Raw genomic sequence first — 12118 nt, 5'->3', positions numbered from 1 at the left:
GTCCCGTACGTTCCACTGTGCCGGGCCGGTCTTGCACGGATCGTGTGGGTTCCATGAATCCGCTGCTCACCCTGGGCATGCCGGGCGCGAGCGGTGGGCCGGAAAGAAGTAAGTGCTCATGTCTAGGCGAAAGGCGGGCGCCCGGATATGGTGCGATACGGGCAAGCCATAACAGTGCATCGTCTCCGGACTCCGATCGGTGGGCACCGCATGCCGGATCTGACGTTCGCCATTCAGAGATTGCCGGGCGTGAGCGTGATCTCGGTGGCCGGCGAGGTCGACGTCGCGACCGCCGGGCAGCTCGATCGCCATATCCGCGGCAGCAGGCGGCAGCCCGGCGAGCACGTGGTGATCGACCTCAGCGAGGCGCAGTTCCTGGGCAGCGCGGGCCTTCGCGTCCTGCTCAACACCCACGCCTTCGCCCGCCAGCACGGCGGCGGCCTGCACCTGGCCGCCCCAGATCCGAAGCTGGCCCGCATCATGGAGCTCACGTGGGCGCACACCGTCCTGCACGTGCACGCCACGGTGGAAGAGGCCGTCCTCGCCGCCCTGAGCGGCACGACCCACGAATCACTCGGCTCCGTCGACGCCGGCGGTCCTTGTTGAGCCGCGCGTTTCCCCTGACGCTCTTGTCGGGGGAACCACCCCGTCGCGCCCGCCCCAGGCCCGTCAGACGGGGAACCACCTCGTCGCGCCCGCCCCAGGCCCGTCAGACCACCGTGCGGGCCGACGCCCGGTGAACATCGTGACACGACCGTCGGCGAAGTTCGCCCGCCCGGCCACCGCCTTCTCGCGCTGCAACGTCAGCACCGCGCCAGGCAAACCGCCCACTGCCCACACGCCGACCCGACCCGACCACCTCAACCCACGCCCCGGCCCGACCACCTCAACCCACGCCCCGGCCGGACCACCTCACTCCACGCCCCGGCCCACCGCCTCACCCGCGCCCCGGCCCCACCACCTCAACCCACATCCCTGCCGTCCGAGCAGACCTCCCCCGGGCACACCGACCGCGTCACTTCCCCGACTTCCAGCCCCGAGGGCCGTCTGCTCGCGAGCGACACCGGCACGGCACCCGCACCCCCACCCCACTCCCACCGGCACCGGCACCGGCACCGGCACCGGCAGGGACGGCGCCATCATCCCCCTCTGCGACCTCGCCCAACTCCGCCGTCCCCGGCCCCGCCTGCGCGGTCAGTTGACTGACGGCGCTGCGACCGGCACCCGCCCCTCGTACGGGTCGATGCGGTTGAGCGCACCCCTCGCGATGTCCGCCACATCGGAATCCCGGAACTCCTCGGTCAGCGGAATGCCCAGGCGCTCGAACAGCTGACGCGTCTCGTCCACGGTCGGCCGGGCGCTCAGCTGCGGCGCCTTGGCCACGTCCAGCAGTTTGGTCTGGTCGAGGCTGTTGTGCAGCTCGATGGACCACGGGTTGTAATGCGGGCTGTTCTGCGGAATGGCGAGGCCGGGAAACTCGGGACCGCGCTGGGTGATCACCAGATTGTGCTTGGTGAGGTCGCAGCGGAACAGCGAGATCGTGCGGGACAGGCCGATCCGCAACTCCAGCAGCTGGCTGTTGTGCTGCCGGTACCAGCAGGCGGCGAGGATCGTCGAATATACGTCCTTGCGCGTGCCCAGCGAGGTCCACCCTTTCTCCTCGGCCCCGTCGTCGGCGAGACTGCGGTGCAACTGGGTGTACTCCGCGCACAGAGGTTCGTCCGTCGGGTCGAGTAATTCCAGCAGGAAACGCAGTTTGCTGCGCTTCCTCTTGGCCCGCTCAACGCATTCGGGCAGCGTCACCGCCCGGATAAAAGTCCCCGTGCCCCCTTTGAACAGCCACATATCGCTGCCCGCCCGCGCCTCCTCGAGGAGCCGGGTGATGGCCGCCCCGTTGAGCGACTTGACCGAATCGCCGCTGGCCAGCAGTCGCCACATGCCGTCGGTCGTACGCGCGACGGCATCAAGCTGGTCGGCCACCCGGGCCTGCCTGTTCCTGTCCCTGATCCAGACGAACGCGAGCAGGGCCAGCACCGGCAGAATCAGCTGGTCGGATTGTCCGTCTTTGAGTACATCGAGCAGATCGAGCACACTGACGGCAGCGGCGACGAGCAGCACGATGCCGAGATCCACGTTGGAGACCGCGACACGGAGCCGCGCCTTGACGTTCGCCATGTCTGTCGTTTAGCGGTCCGAACGCTCCCCGTCAAGCCTTGATCACACTACGGGTACGCCTGCGGCGACCTGAGACTTCCGATCGCGCCCGCGCCATTCTCCACCGCCATCCGAATCACCGGCTCGGCAATTTCCGATTGCCGTCCAGCCGGGCGCCGAGTTTCCCAGTACGGCGACCGCCCTGAATCCCGGCCGGGCGAATTGCGGAAATATTCGCCCGGCCGGATGACCCACCGTCACGGCCGGTCCTGTCCACCTCATCCGCGTCTGCGGCGTTCCGGTCGGCACGGCATGCGCCTGCGTCCACTCGGCCATCCGGAACGCGGCGCAGAGCCGGCGCAGAGCCGGCGCAGAGCAAGGCAGGGCGGTCAGTCGAAGGGGAGGCCGTCGAAGGTGCCGGACAGGGCCGGCCGGGTGGAGAACGCCGTCCAGGTCAGCGTCACCTCGTGGGTACGTCCGCCGGTCTCGGCCGTGAGGGTCGCGGTGGCGCGACCGTCCGGGGTGAGGGCGATCGGTCCGCTGACCTGCAGGTCGCGCACGAACCGCACCCTGTCGAGCGTGATGTCCTGACCGAAGGTGACCTGGCCGCCGCGCAGCCCCGCCTCGTTCGGCCGTCCGAAGTAGTAGAAGGCGTGCGGATTGCGGCGAGCGGTGGCGTCGGCGGCGGTCGCGAAGGCGGCCGCGAGGATCCGCCGCTGACCAGAGCTGAGCCGACGGGCCGGGTGCGGCGTCACATCCCGGAGCTGCTGCGGGAACGCGCCGACGGCGCGGTAGTTCTCGCCGGTGCATTTCTGATCCACTATCCGCTTGCTGGTCAGGAACGTACGCAGCATGCCGCGCACGCAGTCACCCAACGGCGACGGGAGGAAGGACTGCGCGTGAATCCCGAACGGAATCCGGATGACGGTCGCGTTCGGGAAGACCCGGAGCGAACGCGCCACCTCCGCAGGGCGGTTGACGTCGAAGTCCCCGGCCACTACCAGGATGGGTACGTTGGGCAGCGCCTGTCCCGGCGGGCGCGGCGGGCTGTGTCGCGGGGTCGGCCAGTTGACGCACCACTCCTGGCTGGCGACCGCCTCGGTGGGGAAGAAGTCGGTGGGCCAGTAGGGGGCCATCGGGCGTTCTCGCTCGTAGTACCGCTCGGCCTGCGCTTGACGCTCGGCCGCCGATGCCAGCCGGTCGAAGGGGAAGGAACCGTCGCCACAACGAAAGGCCACATGCCCCGCAAGCCACGGAGGGTCGAACGGCGGGACGGTCTTGGGGGTCAGGCGGGCCAGACGGCGCAGTGGAGCCGGGTCGCCGTTGAGGTAGGCGTGTGCGGCCGCGACGTTCTCCCGGCCGACCACCGCTTCGGCCGGCCCACGTAGCGTGAGCGCTTGGTGCAACGTCACCTCCGGATCGGGCCGCTTTCGCAGCCGGTCCACCAGCCTCGTCCAGATGCCGGAGGCTTCGCCGGGCAGCGCGTCACATGCCCTCGACCGCCCGCAGACGAGATCGAGGTAGTCGAGCCGGGCGTCGAACTCCTGCTCCGCGTACCCGTCGCGGCCGATGACCATGGAGCTGTCCAGGAAGATCGCGTCGAGGCTGTTCGGGTATCGGGCCGCATACGCCTGGGCGTACAAGGTGCCGTAGGAGTTGCCGAAGTAGCTCATCTTGCCCAGGCCGAGCGCTCGCCGTACCGCGTCGAGGTCGTGCGAGGCCTGGTCGGCGGTGAAGTACGCACCGCGCGCACCCACGCTCTCGGCGCAGGCGGCGATGGTCTCAGGCGCGAAGGGGTCGGCTCCCGGGCACAGCAGCGGCGAGGATCGTCCGATCCCGCGCGGATCCATGACCAGGAGGTTCTTCCGATCGAGCACAGGCCCGAGAACGTGCTGGATCCCGGGTATCTCCGGCAGAGCCGGTTGTGGCCCGCCGCGGTTGGCTGCCACCGTGCCGTCGGCGTCCTTTGCCGGGATGAAGGTGAAGGCAACGGAGATGCGTTCGGAGGAGGGGTTTTCCCAATCGAGGGGAACCCGGATGGTGCCGTCGCAGCGGGTGGTCGCGTTCGCGCACTCATGCGGTTCGGGCGGAGGGGCCGGTGCGCCCCGCAACAGGGCGGCGACCAGTACAAGTCCGAAGACCTTTGCGATCATGCTCACAGCCTGGACTTTCGTGCACCGGATCGCTTCGGCCGCTCGGACGATTCGCTCTGGGAGGTGGCTCCCAGAGCTGTCAGCGACCGTGGGATGACCTCGGCGCGGGTGAGATGACCCAGATCTCCACCACGCACGGATTCCCCTGACGACAGGACGAGGAATCCGCGAACCCGCGCAACGCGGGGGACGCCGACGATCGCCGTTCGGGTGCGCGTGACGGGGCGATGAACGTCGCCCCAACGTTGACAGGCGCGCCCATGACTGCATGACAGCTCATGTCAGCAATCGCCCGACGCCTCCATTTGAGCTCGGCAAACCTGGCTATATGTGGACTAACACGGACAATGACACGGTCTAGGTGCCCGCCCTCCTCGCCCCTGACCGGCACTTGTGGCCGGCCGAGGACGGCGGCAGAAGGGCCACCCCTCATGCGCCGCAACCGCGTGTTACCCGCCGCCCTCACCCTTGCCTGCGCCGCCACTGTCACCCTCACCGCCACCGCCCAACCCGCCGCCGCGATCCCCCCGAACATCCCTTCCGTCGGCACCGCCGCCGCCCGCCTCGCCGAGCTCACGGTGGCGGCCGAGTCTCACGGCAGCACGTACGACCGTGACCTGTTCCCGCACTGGATCACGATCAGCGGCTCCTGCAACACCCGCGAAGAAGTGCTCAAGCGCGACGGCACCAACGTCGTGACCGATTCCTCCTGCGCCGCCACCTCCGGCTCCTGGTACAGCCCGTACGACGGCGCGACCTGGACCGCCGCCTCCGACGTGGACATCGACCACATGGTCCCGCTCGCCGAAGCCTGGGCCTCGGGCGCCTGGGCGTGGACCACCTCCCGCCGCCAGCAGTTCGCCAACGACCTGGGCGGGCCCCAGTTGTGGGCCGTCACGGACAACGTCAACCAGTCCAAGTCGGACCAGGACCCGGCGGAGTGGCAGCCGCCCCGCACCGCCGAGCGCTGCCGGTACGCCCGCGCCTGGATCCAGGTGAAGTGGTACTGGGGGCTGAGCACCGACAGCACGGAGAAGGCGGCGCTGGGCAGCATGCTCACCTCCTGCTGACCTCCCGCCGGGCACTGTGGACCCACGCGCCCGCCTCACTGACCTCTCTCGTGCCCGCCCTCCCGGCCGGCACGAGAGAGGTCCGCTGGGCGCGAGATGGGCTGCTGCCGGGGCGGGCGCTGCGAGGCAGACGCGTGGGCGCGGAAGCGGGATGGGCGAACGCGGAGCGACCGAACGTGAGATGGGCGGGTGCCGGGGTGGGCACTGTGGGCGTGGACGCTGCGAGGCCGGTGATCGCGCGGGCGGGGGCGGTAGGTTGGGGGGCATGCCGCGTGACACCCTGACCCGGGACCAGATCGTCCGGGCCGCCGTCTCGGTGCTGGACGCCGAGGGCGTGGACGGGCTGAACATGCGGCGGCTGGGCGCCCAGCTAGGCGCGGCGGCCACGGCCATGTACTGGCACGTCAAGAGCAAGGACGAGCTGGTCGTGCTGGCCGCCGACCACGTGTGGGACGAGATCGAGCTGCCCGACCCCGCCGAGGTCGGCTGGCGGGAGGCCGCGGCGGTGCTGGCCGCCGGTGCGCACGACATGCTGGGGCGCCACTTCTGGATGCTCCCGGCCATGAGCACCCACCTCATCCACGGCCCCAACAAGGCCCGTTACGACGACCGCTGCCTCGCCGTCTACGAGGCCGCCGGGTTCGGCGGGCCGGATGCGGACCAGGCGGCGGCGACCGTGCTCATGTTCGTCATCGGCGCCGCGCAGGGCGAGGCGGCCGAGCTGGCATGGCGGGCCCGGCTGCGCAGGGCGGGGGCGGACGAGGAGCAGCGGCTGCGCGACACCATCGCGCGCATCAGCGAGATCGCCGAGCAGTTCCCCCGGTTGCGGGCCCGCGCCACGCCGTCGGTGGAGGCCGCACATTCCCTGCCGGACGAGGACTCGTTCGAGTTCGGGCTGCGGACGATCCTCGACGGGCTGGAGGCGCGGCTGGCTAATGGAAGTACGCGCTCGCGGCCGGAGTCGCCAGCAGGACGATGACGGCCGGCGAGCCCGCGGCCGTCAGCGCGAACCGGAGCACGATCAGCGGTCGCAGGATCGCGGGGAACGCCTCCTGCGCCGCGCGCACCACCGCTCCCCCGTCGAGCTGCCGCACCCCCGGCTCCTTGGACTTCTTGAAGGCCGCCTCGACGTAGCGGGCCGCGAAGACCTGGCTGCCGGTGACGAACGCGCCCGCGGTCATGAGGAGCGCGGCGGCGATCCACGACAGGATCCGGCCCACCCCGTTCCCCGCGAGGCCGAGCGAGGCCAGCGTCGCCAGGGCGGCGCAGATGGCGAGGGGGAACAGCAGCTCCACGACGCTCTCGGCGAACTTGACCCCGTGCCGGGCGAGCACCCCTGCAGGCAGGCCCTGCCGGGTCACGACCGCCTCGGCCGCCCGCTGAGCCCGCTCCCCGTGGGTGTGGACGAGGACGGGCAGGACGAGGAACAGCACTGCGAGCGCGTACTGCAGCGTGGACGCGATGACCACGGAAACCGGCATGGGGCCCTCCCGGGACGACGACTTGCACAATGTTCAAGTCCGACGGTAGGGGCGACTTGAACATTGTGCAAGTGACGCTGGAAGAGGTGTCAGCGGTAGGCGGCGGCCTGGAGGGTGTAGAGGTCGGCGTAGAGGCCGTTGAGGGACATCAGGGTGTGGTGGTCGCCCTGCTCGGTGATCTGGCCGTGGTCGAGGACGTAGATGCGGTCGGCGTAGCGGACGCTGGCCAGGCGGTGGGTGATGAGCAGGACGGTGCGGCCGTCGGAGTGGTGGCGGATGCGTTCGAAGAGCGCGTGTTCGGCGCGGGCGTCGAGGGCGGCGGTGGGTTCGTCGCAGATGAGCAGGTCTGCGTCGCGGTGGAAGCCACGGGCGACGGCGATGCGCTGCCACTGGCCGCCGGACAGCTCGTGGCCGTCCTTGAAGCGGCGGTCGAGCAGGGTGCGGTAGCCGTGGGGGAGGTCGGCGATGACCTGGTCGGCGCCGGCGACCGCGGCGGCGGCGTGCAGGGCCTGCTCGCCTTTGCCGGTGCCCATGGTGATGTTGTAGCGGGCGGTGAGGGGCCAGCGGGTGTGGTCCTGGGCGATGACGGCGGTGCGCCGGCGCAGGTGCTCGGGGTCGACCTGGCGCAGGTCGGTGTCGTCCCAGCGGACGGTGCCGGTGTCGGGTTCGTACAGGCCGGACAGGATTTTGGCGAGGGTGGTCTTGCCGGAGCCGTTCTCTCCGACGAAGGCGATGACCTCGCCGCGTTTGATCTCGATGGACACCTCGCGCAGGGCGGGCTCCTCGGCCCCGGGGTAGGTGAAGGTGATGTCATCGGCCGTGATGCGGTCGAAGCCGACCGGGGCCGCGGCCGGGCGGGGGCCGGTCAGGCGGCGCTCGGCGTCCTCGCAGAACTCCAGGAAGTCGGTGAAGTAGAGGCCCTGCTCGTAGAGGCTGTTGGTGGCGTACAGGAAACTGCTCAGCGAGCTCTGGCCCGATCTGATCGCCAGGACCGCGGTGCCCGCCACCGCCAGCGGGATCGCGGCCACCGCCAGGAGCACGCCGAGGGCGACGTAGACCAGCGCGGCGCCGAGGCCGCCGAGGGCCTCGCCGACGAGCCGGGCGACGGTCTGGCGTCTGGCCAGCTGGAGCAGGACGTCCTGCTCGGCCCGGGCCACCGCGTCGTACATGCGCAGCAGGAAGCCGCGCATGGTGAACGAGCGGACCTCGGCCGCGGCCTCGCGCTCGGCCAGCAGCTCCGCGATGATCCACTTGCGGCGGCGGGCCGGGATCAGGCCGTACATGGTCGAGTAGCGCATGCGCGCGCTGCGGACCGCCGCCCAGGCGTCGGGCAGGACGGCGAGCAGCAGCAGCGGCAGGAGCACCGGGTGGAGCAGGCCGAGGACGCCGGCCGCGGCCGCGATGCCGACCGCGGCCGTGACCACGTCGATGGCCGACGACACCACCCAGTCGGCCACGCCCGCACCCCGCGCCCTGGCGCGTTCGAGGGCGTCATGGAACTCCGGGTCGTCGTAGGCCACGAGCTCCACCCGGCTGGTCAGCCCGAACAGGCGCTCCTCCGTCAGCCGGGTGATCTGCGGGGTGAGGCGCGACTCCGCCCAGCCCGCGCCCGCCTGAACGGTCGTGCGCAGCACGGCCGCGCCGCCGACCAGGACGAGGCTGGGCAGCGCGGCCAGCACGCGATCGGGGGTCGGGCCCTCGCTGAAGAGGGCGGTGAGGACGCCGGTGGTCGCCAGCAGGCCGAAGGCCGTGAAGACGCCGCCGAGGAGGTTGAGCGTGATCGTGGCCATGGTGTCGCGCCGGCTCGCGCCCCAGGCCATGCGCATCGCCTGTGCCACGAGCGACGGCAGGCGGCGGGCGATGGTCAGGAAGCCGACCTCCGCCATCTTGTCGTTGTGAACGTTCCAGGTGGGGGTGGCGATCTCGCCGAGTTCGAGAGGCTCATCCTGCATGCTCTGAGTATGCGTTCGGACACTGACAGTTTTTCCTCGGCTGCGCTTCGTGACGGTCAGGCAGCCACGCAACCCCGCGCCATACCACCGCGATAGGGGCAATCTGGTACCTCTCCCTGGGCCGGAGGACGCGCATAACGTGGCGGCACCCCCAACTCCCGGAGGAGGCTCCGTGCCCAGACCCCTTCGTCTCGTGCTCTCCCTCTTACTCGGCCTCACATTCCTGCTCGTCACCGCGCCCGCGCAGGCCGCGGCCCTGGTCAGGGTCGTCAGGTACGACGCGAGCCGGGCCGCCGAGTTCGTGTCCGTGGTGAACCAGGCGGCCCAGCTCTGGAACTCCAGCGTCGTCAACGTCCGGCTCGTCCAGGGAACGCCCGCCGACTTCGTCGTGTACGCCGACAACGGCTGGCCGCGCGCGCTGCCCACCAGCCTGGGCCGCGGCACGGTCTGGATCGGCCGGCAGGCCACCACGCAGGGCTACAACCCGCTGCGCATCTCCACCCACGAGATCGGCCACATCCTGGGCCTGCCCGACCGGCGCACCGGGCTGTGCTCCGACCTGATGTCGGGGTCGAGCGCGCCCGTGAGCTGCACCAACGCGAACCCGAGCGCCGCCGAGCGGGCCGAGGTCGACCGCAACTTCGCCGGTAGCGCGCCGCAGGTCGAGTTCGACCGGCTGCACGTCGACCGCTGACCTCTCCCCCTGCCGGCATCTCCCCTGCTGGCATCTCCCCCGCTGACCTCTCCCCCGGGTGACGGCGAGCGCACCAGGCCCGCCGTCACCCGCAGGTGTAGCCGGACGGCAGGCGGGTGTCGCCGGCCGGGCGGGTGGCCTGGAAGCCGAACGACGTGCTCGCCCCCGGGGCGAGCGAGCCGTTGTGCGCGGCGTTGCGGGCGGTGACGGCCTGGCCGGACGTGGTCATCGTGACGTTCCACGACCCGGTGACCGCGTGCCCGGGCGGCAATGTGAAGGTGACGCCCCACCCGGTCAGGGACGTGGTGCCGGTGTTGGTCACCGCGACCTGGATGACGTACCCGGTGCTCCACTGGCTCTGCACGGTCGCGGTGGCCGTGCAACCGCCCGGCTGGCCGCCGCCGGACGTCGTCACGCTCACCGTTCCCGAGCGCGGCGAGCGGTTGCCCGCCGCGTCCCTGGCGTACACGGCGAAGGTGTACGACGTGCCCGCCGCCAGCCCCGTGACGGTGGCCGAGGCCGTCGCGCTCGTGGCCACGGCCGTCTCCGTCGAGCCCTGAACGCGGACCACGTCGTACCCCGTCACCCCCACGTCGTCGCTGGAGGCGGCCCAGGTCAGGGTCGCGGACGAGGAGGTGACCGCGGAGGCCGCGGGCGTGCCGGGCGCGGTGGGCGGGCTGGAGTCCGCCTGCCCGTACGTCAGACCGAACCCGTACGGGAACAGCGGCGTCTTCCCGTCCCCCGAGTTGATCGGCTGCTGGGACGCGCTGCTCATCCAGGTCACCGGCAGCTTGCCGGTCGGCGGGGTGGTCCCGAACAGCACGTCCGCCACGCCCTGCCCCTCGGTGCCCGGCAACCAGGCGGCGACCAGCGCGTTCCAGCCGGACAGCTGGGAGGCGACGTCGAGGGGCCGGCCCGAGACCAGCACCACGACGACCGGGACGCCGGACGCGCGCAGGTTCGCGATGGTGTTGACGTCCGCGGCGTCCAGGCCCAGGCTGCCGGGCCGGTCGCCCTGGCCCTCGGCGTACGGAGTCTCGCCGACCACCGCGACGGCGACGCGGTAGGAGGAGTCGATGCCGGTGCCGTCCTGGCTGTAGGTGACGGTCGTGCCGGAGCCCGCGCTGTTCCTGATGCCCTGCAGGATGGTGGTGCCCGGGGTGATGTTGCCGGACGAGCCCTGCCAGGAGATCGTCCAGCCGCCGCTCTGGTTGCCGATGTTGTCCGCGCTCCTGCCCGCCACGAAGATCTTGCCGCCGCGGGCGAGCGGCAGCACGTTGCCGGCGTTCTTCAGCACGACCTGCGACTTGGCGACCGCCTCGCGGGCCAGCGCGCGGTGCGCGGCGCTGCCCACGGTCGAGGTGTACGAGCGGTCCGTCAGCGGCTTCTCGAACAGCCCGAGCTCGAACTTCTTGGTGAGGATGCGCCGTACCGCGTCGTCGACCCTGGCCGTGGTCACCCGGCCGGCCTGGACCTCGGCCCGCAGCAGGTCGATGAACTGGCGCCACGCCGTGGGGACCATCACCATGTCGATGCCCGCGTTCACGGCGGTGCGCACGTCGAGCGCGGACGTGCCGGGGGCGCCGTCGATCTGGTCGATGCCGTTCCAGTCGGAGACCACGAACCCGGAGAAGCCCAGCTCGCCCTTGAGCACCGTGGTGATCAGGTACTGGTGCCCGTGCAGCCTGGCGCCGTTCCAGCTGCTGAAGGAGGTCATCACGGAGCCGACCCCGCGCTCCACCGCGGCCCTGAACGGCGGCAGGTGGATCGCCCGCAGGTCGGCCTCGGACAGCTGGGTGTCGCCCTGGTCCACGCCGCCCGTGGTGCCGCCGTCGCCGACGTAGTGCTTGGCGGTGGCGAGCACGGACGCGGGGCCGTTCAGCGTGGCGCCCTGCAGGCCCGTCACGATCGTGGCCATGGAGGAGGGCAGCTCCGGCGTCTCGCCGAACGACTCGTACGTGCGGCCCCACCGGTCGTTGCGGGCCACGCACAGGCAGGGGGCGAAGTCCCAGTCGACGCCGGTGCCCGACACCTCCTCGGCCACCGCCCGGCCGACGCGCTCGACGAGGGCGGGGTCCCGGGTGGCGCCGAGGCCGATGTTGTGGGGGAAGATCGTGGCGCCGACGACGTTGTTGTGGCCGTGCACGGCGTCCGCCCCGTAGAGGATGGGGATGCCGAGCGGCGTGGCCAGGGCCGCGTTCTGGAACCCGTCGTACATGTCCGCCCAGGAAGCGGCCGTGTTGGGCGACGGCGCGGAGCCGCCGCCCGACAGCACGGAGCCGAGCCGGTACGTGGTGACGTCGGAGTTGCTGACCGAGCCGCGTTCGGCCTGGGTCATCTGGCCGAGCTTCTCGTCCAGCGTCATCCTGGACATGAGGTCGGCCACCCGGGTGGGCACGGGCAGGCTGGGGTCCTGGTAAGGGGCGGCCCCGAACAAGGACGCGGCGGACGCCCGGGGAACGACCAGTCCGGCGGCGACGAGCAGCGGCACGGCCGCCCTGATCGCCCACTGTCTGCTGCTCATGGCACATCCAGAGATATTTGGGAGCGCTCCCACAACTCTAGGACAGGGCGGTGCCGCCGCCCAGGGCCCAGCCCGCATTCACGACCCTCA

Annotated in this window: 9 protein-coding genes; 4 read left to right on the top strand and 5 right to left on the bottom strand. The window is 71.1% G+C overall.

Annotated elements, in window-relative coordinates; translation table 11 throughout:
- Positions 1 to 147: 147 nt before the first annotated feature.
- A complete protein-coding gene (locus H4W80_RS50100) occupies positions 148 to 606 on the top strand; it encodes an STAS domain-containing protein (protein WP_318787430.1) in 459 nt (152 codons plus the stop codon).
- Positions 607 to 1194: 588 nt separating this feature from the next.
- Here H4W80_RS50100 and H4W80_RS50095 read toward each other — a convergent pair.
- The gene (locus tag H4W80_RS50095; protein ID WP_192791519.1) at positions 1195 to 2175 is read right to left on the bottom strand and encodes a hypothetical protein; all 981 of its coding nucleotides are present in this window, start codon (positions 2173 to 2175) and stop codon (positions 1195 to 1197) included.
- Between the two features lie 368 nt (positions 2176 to 2543).
- Positions 2544 to 4307: an alpha/beta fold hydrolase gene (locus H4W80_RS50090; RefSeq protein ID WP_225966132.1), complete on the bottom strand. Its 1764-nt coding sequence runs from the start codon at positions 4305 to 4307 to the stop codon at positions 2544 to 2546.
- Positions 4308 to 4738: 431 nt separating this feature from the next.
- Here H4W80_RS50090 and H4W80_RS50085 point away from each other — a divergent pair, with 431 nt between their 5' ends.
- Entirely contained in the window at positions 4739 to 5377 is a 639-nt protein-coding gene (locus H4W80_RS50085) for an HNH endonuclease family protein (protein ID WP_192791517.1), read from the top strand.
- Between the two features lie 265 nt (positions 5378 to 5642).
- Positions 5643 to 6356: a TetR/AcrR family transcriptional regulator gene (locus tag H4W80_RS50080; protein ID WP_192791516.1), complete on the top strand. Its 714-nt coding sequence runs from the start codon at positions 5643 to 5645 to the stop codon at positions 6354 to 6356.
- Here the strand turns inward: H4W80_RS50080 and H4W80_RS50075 are convergent.
- Both H4W80_RS50075 and H4W80_RS50070 read right to left on the bottom strand, forming a co-directional pair.
- Positions 6310 to 6858 (bottom strand): hypothetical protein, encoded by a 549-nt coding sequence (locus H4W80_RS50075; RefSeq protein WP_192791515.1) that lies wholly within the window; start codon positions 6856 to 6858, stop codon positions 6310 to 6312. The two genes, H4W80_RS50080 and H4W80_RS50075, sit on opposite strands and share 47 nt — an antisense overlap.
- 89 nt (positions 6859 to 6947) lie before the next feature.
- A complete protein-coding gene (locus tag H4W80_RS50070; protein WP_192791514.1) occupies positions 6948 to 8810 on the bottom strand; it encodes an ABC transporter ATP-binding protein in 1863 nt (620 codons plus the stop codon).
- 172 nt (positions 8811 to 8982) lie between these two features.
- Here H4W80_RS50070 and H4W80_RS50065 point away from each other — a divergent pair, with 172 nt between their 5' ends.
- Positions 8983 to 9504 (top strand): snapalysin family zinc-dependent metalloprotease, encoded by a 522-nt coding sequence (locus H4W80_RS50065; protein ID WP_192791513.1) that lies wholly within the window; start codon positions 8983 to 8985, stop codon positions 9502 to 9504.
- Positions 9505 to 9589: 85 nt separating this feature from the next.
- On the opposite strand, the gene H4W80_RS50060 is transcribed toward H4W80_RS50065, so the two are convergent.
- A complete protein-coding gene (locus H4W80_RS50060; RefSeq protein WP_192791512.1) occupies positions 9590 to 12028 on the bottom strand; it encodes a glycoside hydrolase family 3 N-terminal domain-containing protein in 2439 nt (812 codons plus the stop codon).
- Between the last annotated feature and the right edge of the window lie 90 nt (positions 12029 to 12118).

The organism is Nonomuraea angiospora, assembly GCF_014873145.1.
Classification (GTDB): domain Bacteria; phylum Actinomycetota; class Actinomycetes; order Streptosporangiales; family Streptosporangiaceae; genus Nonomuraea; species Nonomuraea angiospora.
Note: the sequence above shows the minus strand (reverse complement) of the source record. Positions and strands in the feature narration are given on the sequence as shown.